The sequence below is a fragment of the Thiopseudomonas sp. SA1F2-1K genome (assembly GCF_057443035.1).
In genome coordinates this window covers 960,410-986,662 of record NZ_CM172014.1, presented here as the reverse complement: position 1 = coordinate 986,662, position 26,253 = coordinate 960,410, and the positions used below count along the sequence as shown (strand labels likewise).

Sequence of the window (26,253 nt, the reverse complement as noted above, 5' to 3'; positions counted from 1 at the left end):
TTCTATGCGTTCTTTAAATATGCACCTCAAAGTTTTAATCACCTTGTTGGTTACCTTGGGTGTACTGGTGACTTGTTATCAAATTTTTGTTCTCAATATTCCTGTCACTGAAGATGAAACCGATGACTTATGGAATATTGACGCGCGTGTAGAGTTTCAAGCCCACGCTCGCGAACCAGTTAAACTGCAGATGTTTATTCCGCCACTGAATCAAGACTATGTCAGCCTCAACGAAAGCTTTATCTCGCATAATTATGGAGTGAGCGTCAATCAGGCTGAAGGAAATCGCCGCCTAACTTGGTCGGCACGTCGTGCCAGCGGCAAACAAACACTGTATTACCGCTTAGTTATGACCAAGCGCTACAGTGGTGAACAAACTAAAGCGAAAGGCCCAATTTATCGCGAGTCAACGGTAATTGATGGCCCAGAAAAAATTGCTGCCGAAGCCCTTTTAGCACCGATTCGTCAACACTCTGCAGACGTAGAAACCTTTATTAGTGAAGCCATTAAGCGGGTTAACAATACTAATGACGATAACGTCAAATTACTGCTTGGCGGCAATACGTCTAGCGAGCGTAAAGCAGAAGTTATTGATCTTATTCTCTCCATTGCCCACGTGCCTATGGAGCGTCTGCACACTCTGCGCCTAGTGGCCAATACCGAACAATCACCCGAGTTATGGCTACGTAGCTTTAATGGTAAAAACTGGCTGTACTTTAACCCACAGACTGGCGAGCAAGGCTTACCTAGCGACCGAATCATTTGGTGGACTGGAGACGCACCGTTATTATCACTCGAAGGCGGCAGCAAACCGCAAGTGAGCTTCACCCTCAATAACAGCGAAATGAATGCTATGCGTTTAGCTAAGCTAGCGGGTGAAAGTACTGACGCTGACTTTTTAGATTACTCGCTGTATGGCTTGCCGTTAAAAACCCAGCAAACCTACCAAATCATGATCATGATTCCGATTGGCGTTTTGGTGATCTTAATTCTACGCAACCTCGGTGGCTTACAAACCTTAGGCACCTTTACTCCGGTTCTGATTGCACTAGCCTTTCGTGAAACTCAGCTGGGTTTTGGGATCTTGCTATTCACCATTATTACTACACTCGGTCTGTCTTTACGCTCCTACCTAGAACACCTCAAATTACAAATGCTGCCACGCTTGTCGGTAGTGCTAACTTTTGTGGTGGTGTTAATCGCCTTTATTAGCCTGCTTAGCCATAAGCTAGGTCTAGAGCGCGGACTATCCGTAGCGTTATTCCCCATGGTGATTTTAACCATGACTATTGAGCGCCTCTCAATTACATGGGAAGAGCGTGGTGGTGGCCATGCGTTTAAAGTTGCAATCGGTACTTTAGTGGCTGCCACACTTGCGCATTACCTAATGTCGATTCCGCAGTTGACCTACTTTATCTTCACTTTCCCTGGTGTTCTGCTAGTAATGGTCGGCTTTATGTTAGCCATGGGCCGTTACCGTGGTTATCGCTTAACTGAACTGTTTCGCTTCAAAGCATTTTTAAAGGATTAAGCCGTTATGTTTGGTCTAATAAAAACTTGGCGCGAGCTCAGTAAACTGGGAATCATGGGGATTAACCGCCGCAATGCCGATTATGTTTTAAAGTACAACAAACGTAGTCTGTATCCGATCGTTGACGATAAGATCCTCACCAAGCAACGCGCTCTAGAAAATGGTGTTAAGGTCCCAGAAATGTATGGTGTGATCTCAACTGAAAAAGAGATCGTCCAACTTAGCAAAATTATTGATGGCCATGAAGACTTTGTCATTAAGCCGGCTCAAGGAGCCGGCGGTGACGGCATCATTGTGATTGCTGACCGTTTTGAAGGGCGTTATCGCACCGTCTCGGGCAAAATCATGAGTCGCGAAGAAATTGAGTATCAGATCTCCAGTATTTTAACTGGCCTATACTCACTAGGAGGCGCTCGTGACCGGGCGCTGATTGAATATCGCGTCAAACCCGACCCCATTTTTAAAAGCATTAGCTATGAAGGGGTGCCCGATATTCGCATCATTGTCCTGATGGGCTACCCTGTTATGGCCATGCTACGCTTACCTACCCGCCAATCAGGCGGTAAAGCTAACTTGCACCAAGGAGCGATCGGTGTTGGTGTTGACTTAGCCACGGGCAAAACCCTAGAAGGCACCTGGCTTAACAACAAAATCAATAAGCATCCTGACACCACACATCCCGTGGCTGGGGTGCAGCTTCCGGACTGGCAAGGCTTCATTCACTTAGCTGCTAGTTGCTACGAGCTGTGTGGGCTTGGCTACATTGGTGTAGATATGGTGCTTGACCAAGAACAAGGCCCGTTAATTTTAGAAATTAACGCCCGTCCTGGGCTAAATATTCAAATCGCTAATAATGCTGGCTTAACTACGCGCACACATGCTGTAGAGCATCATCTTGCTGAGCTTAAACGCCAAGATAAAACCGAAAGTGTCGAGCAGCGCGTAGCCTTTGTGCAGCAACACTTTGCCGCCACCAAACCATAACCAAACAATCGCGCTGCCTAGCCAATGCTTTGCAGCGCTGCTAACTAAATGTGATCCTGATCACAACTCTTCTGTTGATCTGTTGATATGTATCAGCCTGTATTTTTCTGAAAAAAGCATACTAGCCGCCAGTAAAATACAGTTCAGAGGTTGTCATGCGTCGCGATCCCGTCGTTCTCTTTGATGATGGTACCCATCAATGCTTAATGTTTGATGATTTGGTCACTGGAGATGGTGTTCAGTCCAACCAGTTTTTAATTACTAATAGCGGCCAATCAATTTTACTGGATCCCGGCGGGGATCTAACCTTTACCCCGTTAAATATCGAAATATCTCGCTACATTTCGTCACGCAGCCTAACCTATATTTTTGCCTCGCACCAAGATCCAGATATTATTGCTGCCCTGGATAAATGGTTACTGCACACCCCTGCTAAAGTGATCACTTCCAAGCTGTGGGCGCGCTTTTTGCCGCACTTATCGGCAGCATTCTTAACCCAAAATCATGGTATTAAAACCAGCGAAAGAGTCATCTCTGTACCTGATTCTGGGGCTCAGTTTAATTTTGGTAATACCACTCTTAGTGCATTACCCGCTCACTTTTTACACTCAGTAGGTAATCTGCAGCTGTTTGACCCTACCAGTAAAATTTTATTTTCAGGAGATATGGGAGCTTCCTTATTAGATGATGGATCTGCTGTTGAGTCTTTTGCCGAACATATTCCTAGTATGCTCGGTTTTCACCAGCGTTATATGGTCAGTAAGCAGGTAACCCGACTATGGGCCAATATGGTCCGGCAATTAGATGTAGAAATGATCGTGCCGCAACACGGCCGTTTTTTTAAAGGCAAAATAATAATTGAGCAGTTTTTAAACTGGATAGAAAACTTAAACTGCGGTATAGATCTAGTTAATCAACATAACTATCAACCACCTCAACAACTACTAAATTTAGTTTAATTGCGCCAGAATCTAACCCGCCCTAAACAAGGTCAACCTCATTTAAGGCGGGTTAGATTAGTATGCCTTAACTAAAAACAATCTCATCCTGCTTCACTTGTGCATGGATAGTACTGCCCGGCGCAAATGCTCCAGTTAAAATCGCTTGCGCTAATGGGTTTTCGATCCAGCGTTGAATCGCGCGTTTTAGTGGGCGTGCGCCATATAAAGGATCGTAACCAACCGCTACTAACTTATCTAATGCATCCTGGCCTAACTGCAAGTGTAGTTCACGCTCAGCTAAACGCTGACGTAACCGACCCAACTGAATTTCTGCAATACCGGCAATTTGTTCTTTAGCTAAAGGCTCAAAGATCACCAACTCATCAATCCGGTTAATAAACTCAGGACGGAAATGCGTACCCACCGCATCCATTACCGCAGCACGCTGTGCCTCTTTGTCTCCGACTAACTCTTGAATTTGCATAGAACCAAGGTTAGAGGTCATTACAATCACGGTATTTCTAAAATCAACCGTACGCCCCTGACTATCGGTTAAGCGCCCGTCCTCCAACACTTGTAGCAGCACGTTAAACACATCCGGATGCGCTTTTTCCACTTCATCCATGAGTACTACCGAGTAAGGCTTACGACGTACAGCTTCGGTTAAATAACCACCCTCTTCATAGCCTACATAACCAGGAGGCGCACCAATTAAACGGGCCACCGAGTGCTTCTCCATAAACTCCGACATATCAATGCGCACCATGGCATCTTCGGTATCAAACAAAAACTCTGCCAAAGCTTTACAGAGTTCAGTTTTACCCACCCCTGTTGGACCTAAGAATAAAAATGAACCACTAGGGCGATCAGGGTCAGACAAGCCAGCACGAGAACGGCGTACGGCATTAGCTACGGCCGTTACGGCCTCATCTTGGCCGATAACGCGCTGATGCAATAAAGACTCCATTTGCAGTAGCTTTTCACGCTCGCCTTCCATCATTTTCGAAACAGGAATTCCAGTCCATTTGGATACTACATCCGCTATCTCTTCTTCAGTTACTTTGTTACGTAGCAACTGATTTTCCGTTTTACTATGCTCATCCACCTCAGCTAAATCGCGCTCTAACTTTGGAATAACACCGTACTGCAACTCAGACATCTTCGCTAAGTCACCACTACGCCTTGCAATTTCATAGTCTTGACGTGCCTGTTCAATTTTTTGCTTGATCTGGGCAGATCCTTGTACTTCAGCTTTTTCAGCCTTCCAAATCTGCTCTAAGTCGGCGTACTCACGTTCCAACTCTGTGATTTCTTGCTCTAATTTAGCTAAACGTTTTTTAGTCGCCTCATCGGTTTCTTTTTTCAGTGCTTCTCGCTCAATTTTTAACTGAATCAAGCGACGATCCAGTTTATCTAGCGCCTCAGGCTTAGAGTCAATTTCCATCCGAATACGGCTGGCGGCCTCATCAATTAAGTCAATAGCCTTATCTGGCAACTGACGATCGGTGATGTAGCGTGACGATAACTTAGCCGCCGCAATAATTGCACTGTCAGTAATTTCTACTTTATGGTGCACTTCATAGCGCTCTTTTAAGCCACGCAAAATCGCAATAGTGTCTTCTTCGCTCGGCTCATCCACTAATACTTTCTGGAAACGGCGCTCTAAAGCAGCATCTTTTTCAATGTACTGACGATATTCATCAAGCGTGGTAGCTCCCACACAGTGCAGTTCACCACGCGCTAAGGCAGGCTTTAGCATATTACCGGCATCCATCGCGCCGTCAGCTTTACCCGCCCCGACCATGGTATGCAGCTCATCAATAAATAAGATGATTTGGCCTTCTTGCTTAGCCACTTCATTAAGCAAGCCTTTCAGGCGCTCTTCAAATTCACCACGAAACTTTGCTCCGGCAATCAACGCGCCCATATCTAGCGATAATAAGCGCTTACCTTTTAAACCATCGGGCACCTCACCATTGACGATGCGCTGCGCCAATCCTTCAGCAATCGCCGTCTTACCAACCCCTGGCTCACCAATTAACACAGGGTTATTTTTTGTACGACGTTGCAGCACTTGGATGGTTCGACGAATTTCATCGTCACGACCAATCACAGGATCCAACTTACCTTCTTCAGCACGCTGGGTAAGGTCGATGGTGTACTTATCCAGCGCTTGACGCGACTCTTCAGCATTAGGATCATTCACGGTTTCACCACCGCGCAAATTACTAATCGCATTTTCTAGCGCTTTTGCTGTGACTCCTTGCTCTAACAGCACTTTACCTAATGCTGTGTTGCTATCCATCGCTGCTAGCAGCACCCATTCACTGGAAATATACTGGTCATTTTTTTGCTGTGACAATCGATCGGCTTGATTCAACAAGCGAGCGGTATCTTGCGAAAGGTTGACATCGCCGGTGGGTTGTTGAATCTGCGGCAGTTGCTCAAGTAACTGATTTAAGTCACTGGTCAACTTTTGCATATTAAAGCCCACTTGCATCAACAAGGGCCGAACCGACCCACCTTGCTGATCCAACAGTGCTTTAAATAAATGAACCGGTTCAATTGCCGGGTTATCCTTACCTACAGCTAAGGATTGTGCATCCGCCAAAGCCATTTGTAACTGACTGGTAAAACGATCTATACGCATAATCTGCCTCAAATTTGAAAATAAGGTGAGCTTGCTCAATCGTTCCTAAAAGCTCACCAGGAATACCTACTATTTATGGGCTTATTTTACTATTTCAAGCCTTGCCTTGCTTTTAGCAGCATCCTATGAATTAATCATGAAATCAAATAGAATTCGACTTTTACAAATGGTTCCTGTATCATCAGCTTCACCTAATAGTCTTGTAAGACTGGGGCCGATTAGGATTCGACGCCGGATACAAAACTTGAGGGGCATGCCGAGTTGGTAACAGAACTCGTAAATCCACTGTTGTAACTTTTATAGTTGCCAATGACGAAACTTATGGGGAATACGCTCTCGCTGCGTAAGCGGCCTTAGCCCTTCCCTTCTGGATGCTTCGGCGCCAGCAATCATCAGAGGATGTCTGTAAACTCGAAGTGATTGTCAGATAGAACAGAATCGCTGTGCGGTATGTTGTGGACCAAGCAGCTAAATATTACACAACTCGCCCAAAGCACCCTGCCCGTCGGGTCGCCTAGGGTTAACTTAATAGACAAGGCTAAGCATGTAGAACCGATAGCAGAGTGCTGGCGGACGGGGGTTCAAATCCCCCCGGCTCCACCAAATTGCAACGCCTAAACCCTTGATTTTCCTAGTGAATATCAGGGGTTTTGTTTTTTAGGCTGCCCAACTGTCGATAAAGTGTCGAAATCATTTAACGGATTAAAGCTTATCGCATCCTGCAAATGCTCAGGTGCTAGATGCGCGTAACGCATCGTCATAGCTAAACTTGAATGCCCTAAAATCTTTTGCAGCGTTAAGATATTCCCACCATTTTGCATAAAATGACTGGCAAAAGTGTGCCTTAAAGCATGTGATGCTTGGCCTCTGGGTAACTCAATTGTAGTTCTTCCAAGTGCACGTCTAAATGCAGAAAGCGAGCTAGTAAAATAGCCATACTGTTTCCAATGCGCCTGCACTAGGCTTACTAGATCTTGCGCAATAGGCACAGACCGCACACGTCCACTTTTAGTACCTGAAAAAGTCACGACATTGCCTCGCAAAGAACGAGCTTTTAAGGACTCGGCTTCTGACCAACGCGCTCCAGTAGACAAGCATAGCAAGGTAATTGGCTTAACATGCGGATTGTCACAGTCATCAATAGCCACTAACAACTCATGAATTTGCCGCTTAGTCAGCCATGACAGTTCTCTTTCTTGGATAACCGGCTCTTCGCATTTGAGGGTGTGGAAAAAATCTGACCGGCTGGAAAAGGTGCCGGGGAACTTGGAAAATGTAAGCTCCTACACCAACAAAAACCAAGCCCCCGACATGAGCAATCTTACCTTTTCCAGCCCAGACCTTTCCAGCTTTTGCCAACTAAATATCCTCGGCCTGACTGCCACTGGACAACATCTTTGTGCAGAACGCGCCGTCATCGAATGCCGTTTCACCAAAGCACCTGAGCCGTGCCCCAAGTGCGGTGCTGCTGGCGTTTCACGCGGCACGGTCGATAGGTATCTTGCTCACACACCTTACGGGCAACGGCCAACTACATTGTTGCTGCGTATTCGGCGTTGGCGTTGTATTTGCGGCTGCTTCTGGCACGAAGATACCAGCAGTGCTGCGCCGCCACGCGCAAAGCTTTCCCATGGAGCGATACGCTGGGCATTGGCTGCCATCGTGCTGGATGACTTGTCGGTATCCCGTGTTGCGAGTCATCTTGACGTTGCCTGGCACACCGCCAATAACGCCATTATCAACGAAGGACGGCGCCTGCTTTTTAATGACTCGACACGTTTTGACGGTGTGACCGTGCTCGGCGTGGATGAGCATGTCTGGCGGCATACACGCTGGGGTGACAAGTACGTCACCATCGTGGTTGACCTTACGCCCGTGCGTAACAAAACTGGGCCGGCCCGCTTGCTCGATGTGCTGGAAGGCCGCTCCAAACAAGCCTTTAAACAGTGGCTGAACAATCGTCCCAAGGCTTGGCGTGACCAGATTGAAAGCATTGCCATGGACGGTTTTACGGGGTTTAAATCTGCGGCACAAGAAGCCTTGCCCCAAGCCCAAACCGTGCTGGATCCCTTTCATGTGGTGCGCTGGGCAAGCAACATGCTGGATGAATGCCGCCGGCGTGTGCAACAAGACGTCCTAGGCCGTAGAGGGCGTAAAAACGACCCGCTCTACAAAAGCCGTCGAACGCTGCTGACCCGGATCAGCTACCTGTCTGACGCCAACAAAAAGCAACTGTTCCAGCTGTTTGCAGATGAGCACCACCTCGAAGTGGATTGCACTTGGAACATGTACCAACGGGTGGTCAGCGCCTACAACGAGCCGGATCGAAGGCGTGGTAAAAAACTCATGGAAGAGGTCATAAATATCATTACAGCCAGTGACTTGCCCAAAGCGCTCATCGAGGTGAAAGGCTTGGGAAAAACGCTGAAAAAATACGCGGATAGCATCCTGGCCTACTTCGACCGACCAGGAACCAGCAACGGACCTACAGAAGCTATCAATGGTCGGCTAGAACACTTGCGAGGCACTGCTTTGGGCTTTAGAAATTTAACCAACTACATCGCCAGGTGCCTGCTGAAATCCGGAGGGTTTAGAAACCAGCTACACCCTCAAATGCGAAGAGCCGCTAAACTCTTCAGAACCACACCCACCTACCACTATAAAATAATGATAATTTTTCTAAAAAAAATCATAAGTAACGTAGTATAAATTATTATTTTATAAAGTTATTTGCTTCCTGCTAATTATCCACTAAATCATAGGTAGCTTTCCATGCGCTTAAAATAACTATGTCTCCACTGTTCAGTGTAGCACTTACCTACACTTTTCATTACCTCATCGAGGGCACGACAATGGCAAGTGATAAAAAAACAATAAAAAATATCTTAGAGAATGAATCTCAATATCAACCAGACTTATTTCAACTTTATTTAAAAGATCTTAGCCATATTCCTCTTCTTAGCAAAGAACAAGAAGCAGACTACGCAACACGCGCTAAAAATGGCGATAAAGAGGGGCGGAAAATTATGATTGAAAGTAATTTACGCCTAGTAATCAATATTGCTAAACGCTATAAACACCCCAGCCTACCTTTAGCAGAACTAACTGCTGAAGGTAATCTGGGATTAATTCACGCACTTGATAAATTTGACCCTAAAAAAGGCTTTCGCTTTTCAACCTACGCTAGCTGGTGGATCAAACATTACATCGAGTCTTATTTGATATATCAAAACAAGACTGTTCGACTTCCCATTGATGTAGCCAAGGAACTCAAAAAAGCTCTCGTTTACTTACATAAACATCATACAGGTGAATCGCTAAAAGCCAGCACCATTGACTTATTAGGCTTGCACTTAAACAGACCAGCTGCTTACATCGTTCACTTACTCAGCCTGCACCAAGAAGTACTATCACTAAATCAAGAATACAACGAAAGTGGCACTTTGAATCGAGACTGTAATTAAATCTGTGTAACTGTTTATCATTGACCCCTAACGGGAAGGATAAACAGACGATGAACAAAAAAGACCTCGAAGCCTTTGCACGCGAAGCGGCAAAAGGTATTAAAACTGAAAAAGACCTGACAGACATGCGAGCCATGCTCACCAAAGTGATGGTTGAAGCAGCGCTTAGCGTTGAGCTTGATGAACATTTAGGCTATCGCAAGCACGAGCAGTCCAGCTCAGAAAACAGCCGCAACGGTGTCACGCGCAAAACCGTGCGCACTGAAGACGGCCAGTTTGAGCTGGATACGCCACGTGACCGACAAGGTGATTTTGAACCGCAGCTGGTGAAAAAGCACCAAACTCGCTTTACCTCGATGGATGATAAAATCCTTTTTCTCTATGCCCAAGGCATGACGACACGAGAAATTGTCGATACCTTCAAAGAAATGTACGGCGCAGATGTGTCTGCAAGCCTCATATCTAAAGTCACTGATGCCGTTATTGATCAGGTAGTTGAGTGGCAGTCACGGCCACTGGATGCGGTTTACCCCATCGTTTATCTGGACTGCATTGTGGTTAAAATCCGCCAAGATAAGCATGTTATCAACAAAGCCGTTTATCTTGCTCTAGGCGTGAATATGGAAGGCCAAAAAGAGCTATTAGGCTTATGGCTGTCTGAAAATGAAGGCGCTAAGTTCTGGCTTAATGTGCTCACTGAGCTTCAAAATCGGGGCGTAAAAGATATATTAATTGCCTGTGTTGACGGGCTAAAAGGCTTCCCTGATGCCATTAATGCGGTCTTCCCTGAGACTCAAATTCAGCTTTGTATCGTTCACATGGTACGCAACTCAGTCAAATATGTGCCCTGGAAGGACTACAAGGCCGTCACCGCCGAGTTAAAGCAAATATACCAATCAGTCACCGAAGAAGAAGCCTTGCTCGCCCTGAACCAATTTGCTGAGCACTGGGACGACAAGTACCCACAAATCAGCAAGTCATGGCGGACGCACTGGCATAACCTCAATACCCTGTTCAATTATCCTGCTGATATCAGAAAGGTGATTTACACCACCAACGCCATTGAATCGCTGAATAGCGTGATCCGCAAAGCCATCAAAAAACGTAAATTGTTCCCAACCGATGACTCGGCTAAGAAAGTCATCTATTTGGCAATCCAAAATGCGTCCAAGAAGTGGACCATGCCGATCAGAGATTGGAAACCGGCATTGAATCGATTTATGATTGAGTTTGAAGACCGCTTAAAAGATTATATTTAACCTTGGCAGTTACACAGAATCATTTACAGGGTCCTTTGAATCTGATCAATACTCTTGCTGTAGATAAACACTATAAACCCTGCGCAATTGTTGATGCAGAGCACTTTAATAAGTTCATGCAACACATATTGGCACAACTACCTGAGCGCGAACGCTTTATTATTGAGCAACGCTTTCATTCCGATGAGCGCCCTACACTTGAAAAGCTAGGCCAACAAATTGGTTTAACCAGAGAGCGCACTCGCCAACTAGAAAAGCTAGCCTTAAATAAACTCAAAGAATTACTTTTGCAGCAGAATCTAGACTTTGATGATTTTAAACCAACATTTGATACCGAAGAACTTACCTAACTCTAAATAACGGTTGACTCACCACCCGACTCAACCGTTTTTCTACCCCACCAGACTCACGAACAATCTCCACCTAATGAATGATATAGATCAAGCTGTACTCGTTGTTTAGCATCACGCTTTGTCGCCTCCTTAGTTTAACTATTGAGATCTATTAATCACTATCGACAAAGAAGGATCTGGGTATGCAACGCTTATCAACTACACTCATTGGGATTACCACAGCACTATTGGTCTCATGTGGAACGGCAAACGCTCAATCACTCACACCAATCAACTTGTGGCACACAGATACTGTCTGGGCCGGTCAAGGTATGTGTGCTGCACACTTTACTCTAGACGGTGGCGGCGGGCTGGCCATCCCGATTGAACAAGTACAGCTTAAGCTGCAGGCAATTAATCCGCACCAGCAGATAGTGGAAACCTTTACTCTCACAATTGAGGCTTTTAATGAGTCGAATGCTGACCGCTATGAGCATGCACTCTGGGAAAGCGAGCTCGCCTGTGATGATTCCTTACACTTAGTTGTGACAGGAGCCTATGCCCGCGTCAACCAACAAAATTATGACTTACTGGCACAGCAAGCACTGCAGGTTAATGAGATGACACGCTTAGCGCTGTCACTGGCACCCACTCAAGCGCCAACCAACGCCTGTAACAATCCTAAGTTTAAGCAGCCGGCAGTGATCCAAGATCAAGACGGTTATAGCAATATTCGCGCTCAACCTAATGCCTAAAGTCAGGTAATTGAGAAACTCTTTGAACAAGAGCACTTCTATACCTTTCAACAAAAAGGCAACTGGTGGCAGATCTGCACTCCTACAGGCCAGGTAGGCTATCTTTACCACAATCGAATTCGACTCAAATAAATTTTTTAGCTAAAACTCAATAGCCCCAGTTGATTAGGCTGGGGCTATTAGAGTGCGCGACGATTAGGCAGTCGTCTTTTAATTAGAATAGCAGTTTTAAATCCAGCCTCCTTGCGACTCTTTGTCGCAAAGCAAGCGCTACTCAAGTCAATGCCAGCAATCAAAAACTGCTATTAACTGATAATTAAGCGCCACGCAAATGCTCCTGACTTGGATTTATTTATTAGCCCCTTATACTTAGCACTTTTCCAATTCTTATATAAATGCTTTATTATCCGTTGCAACATAATCGATACAGTTAAATTAATGCTTGGGAGCAGGCCGATGACGCATTCATCGTTTAGTGGATTAACCGGTCCACTATTACGTTCAGGAAGAAGTGGTGACTACAGTCCTCTCGGTGAAGTTGGCCAGCCTGTATTTAAAATGGCGCAACAGCTACGTGAGTCGATTAAACGTAAGCTAAGTAACATCTCCACCTTAGATAATCCGCAACACCCTGCCCCATCCCTGACATACGCTGACTTTTTAGCTATTCCCCAAGCCGATCAATTAGCCGATACCATTGATTGGTACAGCTCTTTCCCCGGCCCGGTGATTGCTTGGAATGCGGCTAGTGATGAAGAACAAGATCAGGCTAGACAGCATCTACGTGCCTTTGAAGCCAAACTTAATCACTTTATCCAAGAAACCGAGCAACGCCTTAGCCAACAGCCACCAAGTCTTTCGGGCTCGATTGATTTACAGGTTTTCGCCAAACTACTCAGCAAGGTGCTTTACACGCCTAGCCCCGACTATGTTTATCTGGTCAATGGTTACCCGGTGCTTACCTTTTGGGGTTTTACTTTACCTAATGCACTACTACCCACTGACCCTTTACTTCCACTGTTTCCCAGTCAGCCCAAAACAGTTCAGCCAGCTGCGAAGCCTGTCAGCCCTCCTACTAGCACACTTGCTCGAGAAATAATGCCCCCCAAGACACAACCTGTCATTGCGCCAGTTCCTACTATACAAAAACCGTGGTGGCGACGCTGGTGGTGGTTATTACCTTTGCTACTGTTATTGCTGGCGTTATGGCTACTATTTGGACTGCGCTATTGCAGCCCGAATCTGGCGGCTCAGCTGGGTATGCCGGACCTTACCCGTAACTGGAGCACGCCTGCGCTCACTGCCTCCAGCATTGATTTACCCCGTCTTAATGCACCGCAACTCAATGCTGCAAGCCCATCTTCTACAGCCCCTAACGCTGTAGAAAATAATCCGTTAAGCGAGCAACCACCCGTGCCAGCACTTGTACCTGAGCCTGAGCTACCAGCACCTAGCACTCCAGACGCGGAAATAGCTGAGCCAAGCGCGGGAGAAGAAGCCATTGCAGCGACGCAAGAGCCACCACTCAACGCCGCAGAACCTCCTACCGAGCCGGTAACAGAGAACGCACCCGATTTTACTCCTCCCACACTCGATGAAACTAATCCAGCAATGGCAGAATCACCCCGCTTAGGCGAGCCATTACACATTCCAACATCGGCTAAAAATGGGCCCGCTGACTTTTTAAACGGTAAATGGAAAGCAGGTGCTGGCATTCAAGATAAAACCACAGGCAAACCTTTACGCTTGGAGTACGCCTTTACCAACGGGCAAGGTCAGGTCACGGTGCAACGTGCTGACGGCGCTCGCTGCACCGGCAATGTTAACGCCGAAATGAGCAATGGACAGCTTGCGATTAATAGCCAAGGCCAAGCGCGTTGCCCTGACGGAAATAGCTTTGATATGCCAAGCATTACCTGCGCATCAGGCGCCACTTCAGTAGCGGACTGTACCGGCAGCTATGGTACAGCACGTTTTCCCATCTCTATGCGCAACGCTCAATAACTACGGACTGATAAACAATGCTTCCTGAATTAACTTTATTTGAAAACAATAAAACAACACTTATTAGTAACACTGGCATTCAGTTTTTAGACTTTGGCTTTGCACTAGACCCTAAAAAAGAGCCAAGCGGTGAGTTTGCTAAAGTCACTCACCACACGCTCGCACGACTTTCTTACCATCCAGATGCGGAGATTAACTTCTACGATAAAGGCCTTGAAAACAGCATTGAAAACTTTGTTAAGCGCACACCTGAATTTGAAGTGCCGCTAGCAGCTAGTTTAGAGCTATTTAATGGACACTGGCTGCCCTTACCCTTTCTGCGTTTTATTGCACCCTACCGCTTCGATCAAGGCCCAGCTAACTGGGCACGTATTCGCTTTATCAAGCTTAGTCAGCCTGACTTAGAAGGTAATAATTATCGCGTGACCTTAGCTTTTGATACCCAGCTAATGCTGTCCAATAAGCACAGTGCTTATTTGGCGCCCAGTCCTGAGGATGTCTCGGCGGGTGTCGCTTTTAAGCTGGCGGTAGGCGCTGATCAAACGAACTGGTTTTTAGCTCAAGAATGGGTCAATAGTTGGCTAGAAAATATCTTTAAAGAAAACTCTTTGAATAAAGATATTGACGACCTTAAGGAAGCGCTCGAGTGTTTCGAACCTCAAGCTCATTACCTCAACTTGCTCAGTTTAATCACACAAAATAGTATTAAACCTAATGCGTTACAGACGCATAAAGTACAGGTCCCCGATATCATCATTATTGGTAACCGCCAACAAGATCTGACAAAAGCTATTCCTGTGGACTTAGTGCTAGATATTGGTAACTCGCGCACTTGCGGCATCTTGATTGAACAGCGCGAGCAAGTAGATTCTGGACTAAAACACAACTACATTTTGCAGTTACGTGATTTGTCTCATCCCGAGCGCGTCTACAACCATCCCTTTGAAAGCCGAATTGAATTTTCCCAAGCTAATTTTGGTAAGGAAAACTTTGCGATTAAAAGTGGCCGCAATAATGCATTTCTTTGGCCGACCATTGCCCGCGTCGGCAGTGAGGCTAATCGCTTAGCCAGTCAACGCAGCGGTACCCAAGGTTACACCGGTATTTCTAGCCCTAAACGCTATCTCTGGGATGCCAACCACTATGAAAGCGGCTGGCGCTTCAATAGCAGTAATCGAGTAGACGGTCTTGAACCCCATGCCACCGCAGCCCCCTTATTACACTACATTGATGATCTTGGTGAAGCGCTATATGTACCGCTGAAAGACAGCTATGAAGATGATGAACGTCTGCCCGTTTTTACGCCACACTATTCGCGCCGCTCATTAATGACCTTTATGCTGTCAGAGGTTCTGACCCAAGCGCTGGGTCAAATTAATAGCGCCAGCCAACGGACCAGCCAAGGGTTAACAGAAACACCACGCCGCTTAAATAGCATCACCCTGACCGTTCCACCGGGTATGGCACAGGCCGAGCGCGCTATTTTAGAAGAGCGACTCAATCAAGCCATTGCCTTGGTGTGGAAAGCTCTCGGTTGGCATCAAGGTGATGCCTCGCCCTTTGATGACACTCACCCTGAGTACATAGCTCCCAGCGTGCAACTCCCTAAAACCAGCGTAGAATGGGACGAAGCCTCTTGCTGCCAGCTGGTTTACCTTTACACAGAAATTAATGTGCACTTTGGCGGCCATCCAGAAGAATTTTTTAAGGCGATTACCCGTCCAGATAAAAAGCAAGCAGCGCAAGAAGAAAAAGTCACTATTGCCACCATTGATATCGGTGGCGGTACCTCTGATCTGGTGATTACCGATTACCGACTTGATCGCGCGGGCGGCAATAGTACCGGCAGTAATGTGCACATTGTGCCCAAACAACGTTTTCGCGATAGCTTCAAAGTGGCTGGCGATGACATTGTGTTAGATGTAATTCAAGAAGTTGTGTTGCCAAGTTTTAAGCATGCACTAAAAAACCTAGGATTAACTGATCAGCAAACTCGCTCAGTCGCTTCAGCGCTCTATGGTGAAGAGTCACAAACTGCGCAAGATGAGGTGTACCGCCAGCAGCTCACAGTACAAGTGTTTTATCCGATTGCCCTCAGCATCTTAAAGAAGTACGAGCAATACGATCCTGAGCAGCAAGTAGAGCGCGGTAGCTATACCTATCAAGAATTAATGAATGGCGCTACAGCCAGCGCTTCAATTCAAGAGTACGTTGTGAGCAAACTAAGAAACACGCTGCAGCGCACAGACATACATTTTGATTTGCATGCAATTAATATTGATATTGATTTAGCCAAGCTCAATGAGCAGTTTATTTCAGGTGCTATTTCAATTATGCCGGCACTAGCTGCCCTATGTGAGGTAGCACGCCAGTACCCTTGCGATATTTTGTTATTAACTGGTCGTCCCTCGATGCTGCCAGGTATCCAGTCTTTTATTCGGCGACATATGCCCGTGCATCCTGGGCGCATTTTAGCCATGCAAAATTATCATACGGGGGGGTGGTACCCCTTCCATCAGAACGGCATGATTAATGACCCCAAAACCACCGCATCAGTTGGCGCGATGCTGTGCTTACTGGCGGCGAATCATAATATCCAAAACTTCTATTTCCGCTCCATCGACTTAAAGCCCTACTCCACGATTCGTTATTTTGGCGTCATTGATAACGCCAATTACATCAGTGAAGGTGATGTGTTATTTCACAACATCCAAACAGTCGACAGCAAAATGCAACTCCCCACCGTCAACCAAGGCGAAGACATCGATGTTCCACCACTCGAGTTCCGGGGGCCTGTGAGACTGGGCTACCGTCAACTACCAATTGCCCGCTGGAGCGCTTCACCGTTATACACCCTTAATTTCACCGCCAGTGGCATCAGAAAATATAACAAGCAACAAGAGAATGCCGATGGGATTCCTGTATTACAGGTTTACTTTAAGGTGATCGATTCTAAAGCCAGTAAAAAATCAGGCATTCCTAGTGATGAGCTGGAAATTCAAAAAGTGTTAGCTAACTTTGGCGACTTTTCACCACGGGACTTGCGCTTGGAACTTAACACCATGCTCAGTACAGACACTAACTATTGGCTAGACAGCGGAAGTGTAAATAAATGAATAGCAACAATGTAAGCCCTAAACAACAGCACTTAATTTCGGCCTGGGAAAGTATTTACCAAGGCGCTGGCAAAGCGCTAGAGTGGATCGCTGAGGTACGTGATAGCGCACCGAAAATCAATAATGAAGCAGATGCGTTTAATTTAAAGCTGTACCGTGCACGCAATCTCGCCAATAGTTTAAAGCGCGTATCGGCCACTCCAATGACAGTGGGTTTCTTTGGTTTATCCCAGGCAGGAAAATCCTATTTAATTTCAGCCTTAGCGGCGGATAACCAAGGCCAATTAGAAACTGATATTGGCAATCAACAACGCTTAAACTTTATCGACCACTTCAACCCGATTGGCAGCGGTAAAGAAGCCACGGGCTTAGTCACACGCTTTACCTACCAACAGCAACCCCTATTAGATAGCCAGTACCCATTACAACTTCGGTTATTTAATGAAATTGAGATTGCCATTATTTTAGCCAACGCTTGGTTTGAAGATTTTGATCAAGAAGCGGTAGAGTTTGAAATTAGTGAGACGCTAATTCAGCAAACACTAGCCCCCTACATTGAGCGTACACTGAGTCAAACCGTGCCTGGTATTACTGCTGAAGATACAGTCGCGCTGGCTGATTACCTGCGGCTTAATTACCGTAGCTCCACTAGCAAATTAGATATGCACTACTGGCCCAGCCTCATTCGCCTGGCACCCTATCTAAGTATTGCTGAGCGAGCCCAGGTGTTTTCGATTTTATGGGGCCAACAAAAGCTACTCACAGACACCTATATCCAGTTAGCTATCGCCCTGCATCAACTGGACTTAGCTAAAGTTATCTATGCGCCTATTAGTGCTATTGTGCAGCCTCGTGGCGACGCTTGGGTACAAACCAATAGCATCATGAACGTAGATACGCTGAGCCTATTAATGACCGCGCGCGATCTGCCATTACAGGTACGCCCCCTGACTGCAACAGGCGAATTAGGCACACCCACTACGATTTTAACTGCGCAGCTAACGGCCTTAACCACCGAGGTGGTCTTTCCTTTAGCTAATCCGCCGAAGGATAAAATTGTTGAGCAGGTTGATCTTTTAGATTTTCCAGGGTATCGCACCCGCCAAAAGCTGCTTAAGATTGAGGATGCATTAGAGTCTGAAGGCGATGATTCTAGCCCTGTGTCCAAGCTACTCTTACGTGGAAAAGTAGCTTACCTGTTTGAGCGCTACACCACACTGCAAGAAATGAATGCCTTAGTGATGTGCACCAGCTCATTCAAACAAAGTGAAGTCGTCACCGTTGGCCCAGTGATTAGTCAATGGATCAACAATACCCAAGGAGCAACCCCAGAGCAGCGTGCCAATCGTTGCGGCCTCATTTGGGCGCTCACCATGATGGACGGATTTATTGCCCAAGCCTTGAACCTTAAACCTGAGCAGTACCCTGAGCATTGTGAAAACATGCTCAAGCTGACCATGATGGAACGCTTTGGCAACCTCAACTGGATGAAGGAATGGGCGCCCAATCAGCCCTTTAACAACACCTTTTTAGTCCGCAAACCACGCTTACAAACCCCCTTTATTGAGCTAGATGCGGAAAACCATGAAATCGCTTTACTTGGCCAAACCCAAGATAAGTTAAGCCAACTGGGGCAGACCTTTAGCGCTACATCTGCCGTTCTACAACACGTGGCAACTCCACAAGCTGCATGGGATGCAATGCTAACCCTGAATGATGGGGGAATTAGCCGTTTTAGCCATAGCTTTAATGAAATCGCCAACCTTGATTTCAAGCTTGATCGCATCAAACAGCAATTAGAGCAATGCCAAACCAGCTTACTGCAAGACCTTGAGCGCTGGTACCAAGCCGGTGGCGAAGAGGCTTTAAGTGAAAAACGTAAAATTGCCAGCATGCTGTATTCTCACCTGCGCAATAACAGTGCCTCAAAAAAACAAGGCCATCCAGCAATTATTGGTGAGCTTCTCCATTACTTGAAAGTTCCTGATGAGCAGCTGCGTAATCTGTATCTCAGTGGCGTATATGAGCAAAATGACTCAGTAGAAGAAACATCTGAAGAAACTGAAATCATTGATTTGTTTAATTCTAACGATGATGATTATGTCGACTTGTTTAGCACTGATCCAACCCCTGCCGCCCCGGCTCAGCCCGTTATTAACACTAACTTAAATAGTCACGAGTCACGCTTTGCCAAGGCCGCTTTCAGTTTGTGGGTCTCGCACCTACGCTCCCTCTCTGAACGCACCGAACTAGCCAAACTATTAACGCTAGATCCACGCGTCATCAGTGCCCTCGCGGATGAAATCATTAGCGCCAGCTACCGCTACAAGCTTGAAGAAAAAATTGCTCAAGCATTATTAGCCCATGCTAAGACGGGCTTACGTCGTGAGCAAACCGTTAATAAGCAGCTGCTAAACACGCAAATGATTTTTCAAGATTATACTGCCTGGCTAGGCAACTTAGATCTCAGCAGTGAACAGCGCGCTAAACGCATGCTTAATCTTCCCGGTAATGTCTTTGATTTTTATGACACACAAGGCCCGGCGGACTTACCCAACTTACCTGAGCAAGTTATTGAACAAGAAAAACCAGGCTATGAATACATCAATGACTGGCTGTTCAGTATCGCTGACATCACCATTAATAACGCAGGCCATACTGAAGGGCGCGAAATTACACCAGAGCAAAATAGCGCACTTGGCTTTGTGATTAACTGCATTAAGGTTTCCTAACTATGGCAATTTCTATCGAACTTAAGCCTTTAGCCCAAGGCAATATCCCAGGCCAGGCCCAGCTGATCATCAAACGCTGGAAAGATAAAAGTCCTGATAACTTAAGTATTAGCATTCAACGCAATACCGATGAAGGCTATTTACATGGTAACTCCGGTAGCTGGAGCACGAATGAATATTGGTTTGAGCTGCCAGAGTTAAGCACGGTCGCCGAAGGGCTATACAGTGCCAACATTGGTCAGGATTTAGTAGATCCGTTACTGGAAAACGTAAACGCCAGCTTTATGGTGAAAGCGAAGAACTCAATGGGCGAAATGGATCGCGGGCGTCTGGTTGTTGCCCCTGATTTATTGCCCTCTAGCGCACTTGGTAGCCAACAAAATATCGATAGCTCGAGCACGCTCAGCACGCCTGAAGTGGCTGCTACGCCAGAACCTGAACCCGTAGCTGAAGCAGAAACGGTAGAACGCATGGCGGAAACTGAGCCTGAGCTGCCCCATGTGGCTGCGGAGGTGGACGTCTCTGCAACTGCTGCAGCTGAACCTCGCTCATCAGCTGCGGCTAATCCTGCAGCTAAATCTAAGCGCCCTGCTATTGCCTTAATTGTGCTATTGATCGTGCTGATTTTAGCGGCCCTTGCTGGCGCAGCCTGGTGGCTTACTCAGAAATCCGGCCTCTTGCCAGCAGCAGCTGCCCCACAAGCTGAACAAACAGCAGAGGCCCCAGCCAGCCCAACAAAGGTTTCACCCTGCGCACTTGATAATATGCAAAGCGACAATGAGTTGGCTTTTATCCAAGCCTGCTTAAAAGACACCACTGATAGCCAAGCGATCTTAAGCGTGATTCAACAAGCTAAAGCCAATAATCATTGTGGGATTGCCCAGCGCTTGTACGCCAACCGCGCGCAATCGGGTGATGTGGCTATCGCTTTAGCCTACGCGAAGGAATATGACCCCAAGTACTATCAAGCTAATGAGTGCTTTCATGCGGCAGATGCTGAAACAGCAGCCTACTGGTACAGCACTGTGCTCAGTCATGATGAAAGCAATAGCGAAGCGCAACAACGTTTAGAGGAACTAGAACCATGAACTTACCCCCCCTTACGCTGGCTTTAGGCTTAACCCTGAGTTCCCTCATGGCAGCGCCTGTCGTCGCCGCTGATAAACCGTTGTTGCAAGAAGGTAAAAAAAACCTTTATCAACGAGTACTGACCAATCCTGGCTGTACTTTAGCCAGTAACGCTGGCGAAACCTCAGGCACTGCGCAACCGGCGTTTAGCCGTTTTTATGTTTATCAGCGCGAACAAGCCGCAGGTAACGAGTGGCTCAAAGTTGGACCCGATAGTTTTGGTAAAACCGTGGGTTGGTTACCGGCAAGCTGCACCGTGGATTGGAAAATGCAGTTAACGCTGGCGTTTACTAACCCTGCCAACCGTGATCGCCTGCTATTTTTTAAAGACCGTGAAACCCTCGAGCACATCTTAGACTCTGGCCAGCCCGATGCCGAAGTAGCCCCTTTACGCCAAGCCCTCGCAAGTAAGAACAGCGCTGAGGGAATCTTGGCCCAGGAACCTGAGTTCTTTATTGACCTAAAAGACAACTTCTACTTACTGCCCATCTTAAGCGGTGAAGAAGTAATGACCGAAGAAGGCTTTCGCACGCGGATATTAAATGTCGCCTCAGTTAGTAAAGATGAGCAAGAAAGCTCAGCGACTCACACCACCAGCCAACTGAAAGAGTTCAGCGCGGCGGTGGTGTTTGTTATCGACTCGACCATTTCTATGCAGCCCTACATTGAGCGTACACGCCAAGCGGTACAGGATATTTATCAACGGGTTGAGCAAGAAAACTTAGGTGAGCAAGTTAAGTTTGGCTTAGTCTCCTTTCGCAGTAGCTTAAAAGATCGGCCGAAACTTGAATACCTCAGCCGCATGTATGCTGACCCCAACGAGGTGACCGACGGTAAAGATTTTTTAAATAAAATCAAAGACTTAAAACAAGCCACCGTTTCTACCGCTTACTGGTATGAAGACCCGTTAGCTGGGGTGATGCATGCGCTGGATCAAATTGACTGGAATCAGTTTGGGGCACGCTACATTGTTTTGATAACTGACGCCAGCGGCATGGAGGGTGATGACCCTCTCAGCTCCACCGGACTCAACCCCGATCAAGTCCGAATTGAAGCCAGCAAACCTGGAGTAGCAATCTACACCCTGCACCTAAAAACTCCGGCCGGGGTAAAAGATCACGCCCGCGCAGAAGCGCAATATCAAGCACTCTCGACCTACACGCCCACCAATACCTCGCTTTACTATCCGGTCAATGCTGGCGATGTTAACGAGTTTGGGAAAAAAGTCGATGCCTTGGCCAGCGCTATTACCAACCAAGTTAAAGCCGCTTACACCGGTGAAGATTCTGTAGGTAGCGCAAGCCACGCACAGTCTTCAGCTGAAGAAGATAAGCTATTAGCCGATGCCAAACTGATTGGCCATGCCATGCAGCTGGCCTACTTGGGGCAAAAAACCGGCACCTCAGCGCCTCCTGTGTTTGAAGCCTGGATTAGTGACCGTGATCTGGTGCAGCAAAATATTCCCACCACCGATGTGCGAGTGCTGCTAACTAAATCGCAACTGAGCGATTTAAGTGACACCATGAAAGAAATTTTAACTATCGCTAATGAAGGGATTATTTCGCCCAATGAAATGTTCGAGCAGTTACGCTCGGTGGCAGCCACGATGGGTGCTGACCCTAACCAGCTTAACCAAAAAGACAATGTAAAGCTCGCTGAACTAGGCTTAATGGCAGAGTACTTAGAAGACTTGCCTTACCAAAGTGAAGTGCTGAACCTTGATGAAGATACTTGGAAAAGCATGGACGGTTTAGCCCAGGAAAAATTTGTCCGGACACTGGGCACTAAACTCAACCACTATCGCCGCTATAACCAAGATGCCGATCGCTGGGTTAAGTTATCGCCTGAGGCTGACTCGCGTGAAGACGTCTACCCAGTGCCGCTGGAGATGATGCCTTAATGCTGTCAATTAAAGGACTCGAAGTGGTACGCGGTGAAGGGATTCAGCAACACCGCGTCCAACTGCCTCAGCTTGAGTTAAAAGCGGGGCAAATCATCGCCATCACCGGTGAAAGCGGCTGTGGTAAAAGTACCCTGCTCGAATCCATCGGCCTACTGCTAGAGCCACAGCAATTAAGCGAGTTTAGCCTCGGTCAGCCGCGGCTAAATATTGCCGAATTGTATCAACGCCAAGACCATAACGCTTTGGCCGAAACCCGGGCGCGCCAGCTAGGCTTTGTCCTGCAAAACGGTGGTTTACTGCCGTTTTTATCTGTGCGGGATAACATTTATCTACCCCGGCGCTTATTATCTCAAGCCCCCCATAGCCAAGCGGTGGAGCGCGCCATTGAAGTGTTAAGCCTTGGCCATTTACTGAGCAAACTGCCAAGTGCCTTATCAATTGGTGAACGGCAACGGGTCGCCTGTGTCCGTGCGCTCGCGCACCACCCGCAATTACTGCTGGCCGATGAGCCGACTGCAGCGCTTGACCCACACAATGCCCGCCGACTGTTTAATTTATTATTAGAGTTGGTTGAACAGCTGCAATTAAGCGCACTGATTGTCTCCCACGACTGGAGTTTAGTGCGCGAGTTTAAATTGCCAATATTACACGCCATCAGCCAACCAGGAGTCAGTCGCTTTGAACTCGCTGATTAAACGCATGGCGCTCCTCTTGGGATTAGCCAGTCAAGACCTTTGGCACGATCGTAAAGTCTCCTTTTGTATTGCTGCCTCTTTAGTCGCGGTCATCGCCCCACTGTTGCTATTATTTGGCTTAAAACATGGGGTCATTAATCAACTCCAAAACGAGCTGTTGAGCGATCCGCGTAATCTAGAAGTTAAAATGCTATCGAGTGGTGAGTACTCACTCGATTGGATTGAGCAACTCAAAGCCCGCTCGGATATTGGCTTTGCCATTGGGCAAACGCGCTCTTTAAATACCCAAGCTGATTTACGCATGGATAGCCGCCACTTTGTTGAGCATGCTGAGATTATCCCGACCGCAGCCCAGGATCCCTTATTGGCCACACCACTGAGCGCACTCTCAAACACACAAGCTATTTTGAGCCATACTGCTGCGCAAAAACTTGCCGCCCAAGTAGGTGACCACATTCAGCTACGGGCTCTACGCAAATTAAATAATAAAAATGAGCGCGCCGAACTGCTTCTAGAAGTGGTTGAGATCTTACCGGCCAGTCGTTTCAGCCGCCCCGCTGCTTTTGTCAGCTTGCCGCTACTGATTAAGCTGGAACAGTTTCGTGATGGTTTTCACCTACCTGAGTTTGGCCTCGACACTGGAGCACCGTTAAGTCAACGCCCAGTTAGCTTTTCTAAAGTGCGCATGTATGCCAGCCATATTGATAGCGTCGCGCCCTTAAGTGACTGGCTGCTTGAGCAACATATTGAAAGCAATAGTCGCCTCGCAGAAATTGAATCAGTGAAAGCCATTAATCAGGTATTGAGTTTAATTTTTGCAGTGATTGCCTTAACCGCTTTAATCGGCTGTATTGCCTCATTAATTGGCGCATTTTTAGCCAACATTGACCGTAAACGCAAAGACTTAGCGGTACTGCGCTTACTTGGCTTTAACCATACTGCCGTTGCGCTGTATGTGATGCTGCAAGCATTACTGATTACTCTATTGGCCTACTTAGCAGGCTTAGCCATGTATGCCATAGGGAGCCAGTTATTTAATCAATTATTAACCAGCCATCAAACCACCAACCAGTTTGCTGCCAAGATCACCCTAGCCCACGGGCTAATCGCTCTAGCATTAACCATTATCATCGCGCTATTTGTCTCCATGATCGGAGCCTTACGCGCAGTACGGATTCAACCGGCGGAGAGTTTACGTGAACTATAAACCTGCATTTAACTTAACCCTACTCACCGCTGTCCTTTACAGCGCGCTGGCTCAAGCTGATGGCCAATGGGCGGAAAAACACTTTAACCCCGCGCCAGCCGCTGACGATGTTATTTTACCGATGCCATGCGGCGGTTCCATGGTGTTTCGCAAAGTTTATACGCCAAATATTAACCCGCTGGCCGACTTACCCATCCAACTAGGCCAACAGCGTGATGACTTTGGCTTCTTAGAAAACGCACGCGACGATTATATCGCCGGTACTTTTACTGAAGCTAAAGGTAATGCGCGCTATTACTTGATGTCCAAGTATGAAGTGACCGAACTGCAATATAAAGCACTGACTGACAGTGAATGTGTTAGCAGCTCTAATAAGCTTCGTTTACCTGCCGTAAATAAAAGCTGGATGCAGGCAATGAACGCTGCTAATCAGTACAATCTTTGGCTACGTAAAGAAGCCAAAGATCAGTTACCACAGGAAGACAACGTCTTTGGTTTCGTGCGCTTACCCACTGAAGCAGAATGGGAGTTTGCTGCCCGCGGCGGCATTGAAGTCACTAGCGCTGAATATCAAGAGACCCGCTACCCTATGCCAGACGGGCTTAATAACTACGAATGGTACGCAGGGGCACAGTCTGCCAATGGCAACTTACAGTTAGCTGGACTTCTTAAGCCAAACCCCCTAGGGCTGCATGACATGCTTGGCAACGCCTCGGAAATGATGTTTGAGTCGTTTCGCTTAAACAAACTCAATCGTGAACATGGCCAGGCCGGCGGCTATACCATCCGTGGCGGTAACTTCTTAAGTGCAATAGATGATATTCGCAGCTCCCTCCGCATGGAAGAAAACTTCTACAATGAAGAGGGTGAACGCACGACTAAAACAACAGGATTTCGCTTCGTCTTATCTGCCCCTTCAATGACTTCCCGTGAGCGCGTACAAGAAATTGAGCGTAACTGGAAAAAACTTGGCTCAGGCAATGAACAAGATGGCAGCCAACAAGCAACCCAAGCACTGACTCAGTTATCAGCCAGTGTCGAAGACGAAAAGCTTAAAGAGCAGCTCAAAGAGCTAGAAAATCAGTTACGCGCCAGTAATCAGCTACAAGAAGAAAGTCGTAGTCAAGCAATTCGTGCCAGTCTTAATCTTGGGGCTTTTTTATGCACCAAACTGCTTGATGATGGCCAACACTTTGATTTCATCAGCGAAAACTACAAAACCAACTGTGAAATTGAAACGCCTGATAGTACCTGTGATATGCGTAAAGAGCGCTTAGAGGATCAGCAAAGTCGCTTACAGGGTGTCAGCAATTATTACGCCAGCAGTTTGATTGACTCGGCTAAATTATATGGCGAAGAAGCCATCCGCAAGGAATACCCAGTTATGGCTGAGCTCATTCAACGCAACCCCAAGCTAGTTGAGCTAAAACCCTTTCTCGAAACTCACTGGAAAAACCAACAAGACTACTTTAAGTCAAAAAATATCACTCAAGAGTTATGGCTGAATAGCTGTAAATCAATCAAATCTTTATAACTCAAACAGGATGATTGT

At 46.8% G+C, this 26,253-nt stretch carries 17 protein-coding genes, 1 other RNA gene and 1 pseudogene; 17 read left to right on the top strand and 2 right to left on the bottom strand.

Features of this window, described 5'->3' with window-relative positions; all coding sequences use genetic code 11:
- Window positions 1-4 precede the first annotated feature (4 nt).
- The 3 genes from rloB to AC2T15_RS04685 all read left to right on the top strand — a co-directional run bounded on the left by rloB (window position 5) and on the right by AC2T15_RS04685 (window position 3,474).
- Complete coding sequence (gene rloB, locus AC2T15_RS04695; protein ID WP_053099405.1) at window positions 5-1,531, top strand: osmotic stress tolerance membrane protein RloB; 1,527 nt, start codon at window positions 5-7, stop codon at window positions 1,529-1,531.
- 6 nt (window positions 1,532-1,537) lie between these two features.
- Entirely contained in the window at window positions 1,538-2,515 is a 978-nt protein-coding gene (locus AC2T15_RS04690; protein WP_286594333.1) for an alpha-L-glutamate ligase-like protein, read from the top strand.
- A gap of 155 nt (window positions 2,516-2,670) precedes the next feature.
- Window positions 2,671-3,474 carry an oxygen-binding di-iron domain-containing protein gene (locus AC2T15_RS04685; RefSeq protein WP_286594334.1) on the top strand — a complete coding sequence of 268 codons (804 nt, stop codon included), beginning with the start codon at window positions 2,671-2,673 and terminating at the stop codon, window positions 3,472-3,474.
- Between the two features lie 67 nt (window positions 3,475-3,541).
- Here the strand turns inward: AC2T15_RS04685 and clpB are convergent, their stop codons facing one another.
- Window positions 3,542-6,106: an ATP-dependent chaperone ClpB gene (gene clpB, locus AC2T15_RS04680; protein ID WP_053099403.1), complete on the bottom strand. Its 2,565-nt coding sequence runs from the start codon at window positions 6,104-6,106 to the stop codon at window positions 3,542-3,544.
- Between the two features lie 210 nt (window positions 6,107-6,316).
- Here clpB and ssrA point away from each other — a divergent pair.
- Window positions 6,317-6,709, top strand: a transfer-messenger RNA (tmRNA) gene (gene ssrA, locus AC2T15_RS04675).
- Between the two features lie 38 nt (window positions 6,710-6,747).
- Here ssrA and AC2T15_RS04670 read toward each other — a convergent pair.
- Window positions 6,748-7,284, bottom strand: a complete 537-nt coding sequence (locus tag AC2T15_RS04670; RefSeq protein ID WP_486779016.1) for a tyrosine-type recombinase/integrase — start codon at window positions 7,282-7,284, stop codon at window positions 6,748-6,750.
- A gap of 133 nt (window positions 7,285-7,417) precedes the next feature.
- Between AC2T15_RS04670 and AC2T15_RS04665 the strand changes: the two are divergent.
- The 13 genes and pseudogenes from AC2T15_RS04665 to AC2T15_RS04605 form a co-directional block, all read left to right on the top strand.
- Window positions 7,418-8,725, top strand: a pseudogene (locus AC2T15_RS04665) (ISL3 family transposase); the annotation flags it as partial.
- Between the two features lie 233 nt (window positions 8,726-8,958).
- Window positions 8,959-9,570, top strand: a complete 612-nt coding sequence (locus AC2T15_RS04660) for a sigma-70 family RNA polymerase sigma factor (protein WP_486778861.1) — start codon at window positions 8,959-8,961, stop codon at window positions 9,568-9,570.
- A gap of 50 nt (window positions 9,571-9,620) precedes the next feature.
- Window positions 9,621-10,829 carry an IS256 family transposase gene (locus tag AC2T15_RS04655; RefSeq protein WP_486777816.1) on the top strand — a complete coding sequence of 403 codons (1,209 nt, stop codon included), beginning with the start codon at window positions 9,621-9,623 and terminating at the stop codon, window positions 10,827-10,829.
- Between the two features lie 2 nt (window positions 10,830-10,831).
- Window positions 10,832-11,179, top strand: a complete 348-nt coding sequence (locus tag AC2T15_RS04650) for a sigma factor-like helix-turn-helix DNA-binding protein (RefSeq protein ID WP_486778860.1) — start codon at window positions 10,832-10,834, stop codon at window positions 11,177-11,179.
- A 185-nt stretch (window positions 11,180-11,364) separates the two neighbouring features.
- Window positions 11,365-11,916 carry an IrmA family protein gene (locus AC2T15_RS04645; RefSeq protein WP_486778859.1) on the top strand — a complete coding sequence of 184 codons (552 nt, stop codon included), beginning with the start codon at window positions 11,365-11,367 and terminating at the stop codon, window positions 11,914-11,916.
- Window positions 11,917-12,372: 456 nt separating this feature from the next.
- Complete coding sequence (locus AC2T15_RS04640; RefSeq protein ID WP_486778858.1) at window positions 12,373-13,920, top strand: SrfA family protein; 1,548 nt, start codon at window positions 12,373-12,375, stop codon at window positions 13,918-13,920.
- A gap of 17 nt (window positions 13,921-13,937) precedes the next feature.
- Entirely contained in the window at window positions 13,938-17,036 is a 3,099-nt protein-coding gene (locus AC2T15_RS04635; RefSeq protein WP_053108689.1) for a virulence factor SrfB, read from the top strand.
- Window positions 17,033-19,768 carry a putative virulence factor gene (locus tag AC2T15_RS04630; RefSeq protein WP_486778857.1) on the top strand — a complete coding sequence of 912 codons (2,736 nt, stop codon included), beginning with the start codon at window positions 17,033-17,035 and terminating at the stop codon, window positions 19,766-19,768. Before AC2T15_RS04635 ends, AC2T15_RS04630 begins: the two co-directional genes overlap by 4 nt.
- A gap of 2 nt (window positions 19,769-19,770) precedes the next feature.
- Complete coding sequence (locus tag AC2T15_RS04625) at window positions 19,771-20,856, top strand: hypothetical protein (protein WP_053108693.1); 1,086 nt, start codon at window positions 19,771-19,773, stop codon at window positions 20,854-20,856.
- The gene (locus AC2T15_RS04620) at window positions 20,853-22,796 is read left to right on the top strand and encodes a vWA domain-containing protein (protein WP_486778856.1); all 1,944 of its coding nucleotides are present in this window, start codon (window positions 20,853-20,855) and stop codon (window positions 22,794-22,796) included. The genes AC2T15_RS04625 and AC2T15_RS04620 overlap by 4 nt, the downstream gene beginning before the upstream one ends.
- Window positions 22,796-23,494 carry an ABC transporter ATP-binding protein gene (locus tag AC2T15_RS04615; RefSeq protein WP_053108697.1) on the top strand — a complete coding sequence of 233 codons (699 nt, stop codon included), beginning with the start codon at window positions 22,796-22,798 and terminating at the stop codon, window positions 23,492-23,494. Before AC2T15_RS04620 ends, AC2T15_RS04615 begins: the two co-directional genes overlap by 1 nt.
- Window positions 23,478-24,701 (top strand): ABC transporter permease, encoded by a 1,224-nt coding sequence (locus AC2T15_RS04610; RefSeq protein WP_373331730.1) that lies wholly within the window; start codon window positions 23,478-23,480, stop codon window positions 24,699-24,701. The genes AC2T15_RS04615 and AC2T15_RS04610 overlap by 17 nt, the downstream gene beginning before the upstream one ends.
- Entirely contained in the window at window positions 24,691-26,235 is a 1,545-nt protein-coding gene (locus AC2T15_RS04605; protein WP_486778855.1) for a formylglycine-generating enzyme family protein, read from the top strand. Before AC2T15_RS04610 ends, AC2T15_RS04605 begins: the two co-directional genes overlap by 11 nt.
- Window positions 26,236-26,253 lie beyond the last annotated feature (18 nt).

What these genes read in the sequence shown, in the direction of transcription:
- rloB (WP_053099405.1), top strand. Translation starts at nt 5, where the DNA reads ATGCGTTCTTTAAATATGCACCTCAAAGTTTTAATCACCTTGTTGGTT.
- AC2T15_RS04690 (WP_286594333.1), top strand. Translation starts at nt 1,538, where the DNA reads ATGTTTGGTCTAATAAAAACTTGGCGCGAGCTCAGTAAACTGGGAATC.
- AC2T15_RS04685 (WP_286594334.1), top strand. Translation starts at nt 2,671, where the DNA reads ATGCGTCGCGATCCCGTCGTTCTCTTTGATGATGGTACCCATCAATGC.
- clpB (WP_053099403.1), bottom strand. Translation starts at nt 6,106, where the DNA reads ATGCGTATAGATCGTTTTACCAGTCAGTTACAAATGGCTTTGGCGGAT.
- AC2T15_RS04660 (WP_486778861.1), top strand. Translation starts at nt 8,959, where the DNA reads ATGGCAAGTGATAAAAAAACAATAAAAAATATCTTAGAGAATGAATCT.
- AC2T15_RS04655 (WP_486777816.1), top strand. Translation starts at nt 9,621, where the DNA reads ATGAACAAAAAAGACCTCGAAGCCTTTGCACGCGAAGCGGCAAAAGGT.
- AC2T15_RS04645 (WP_486778859.1), top strand. Translation starts at nt 11,365, where the DNA reads ATGCAACGCTTATCAACTACACTCATTGGGATTACCACAGCACTATTG.
- AC2T15_RS04640 (WP_486778858.1), top strand. Translation starts at nt 12,373, where the DNA reads ATGACGCATTCATCGTTTAGTGGATTAACCGGTCCACTATTACGTTCA.
- AC2T15_RS04635 (WP_053108689.1), top strand. Translation starts at nt 13,938, where the DNA reads ATGCTTCCTGAATTAACTTTATTTGAAAACAATAAAACAACACTTATT.
- AC2T15_RS04630 (WP_486778857.1), top strand. Translation starts at nt 17,033, where the DNA reads ATGAATAGCAACAATGTAAGCCCTAAACAACAGCACTTAATTTCGGCC.
- AC2T15_RS04625 (WP_053108693.1), top strand. Translation starts at nt 19,771, where the DNA reads ATGGCAATTTCTATCGAACTTAAGCCTTTAGCCCAAGGCAATATCCCA.
- AC2T15_RS04620 (WP_486778856.1), top strand. Translation starts at nt 20,853, where the DNA reads ATGAACTTACCCCCCCTTACGCTGGCTTTAGGCTTAACCCTGAGTTCC.
- AC2T15_RS04615 (WP_053108697.1), top strand. Translation starts at nt 22,796, where the DNA reads ATGCTGTCAATTAAAGGACTCGAAGTGGTACGCGGTGAAGGGATTCAG.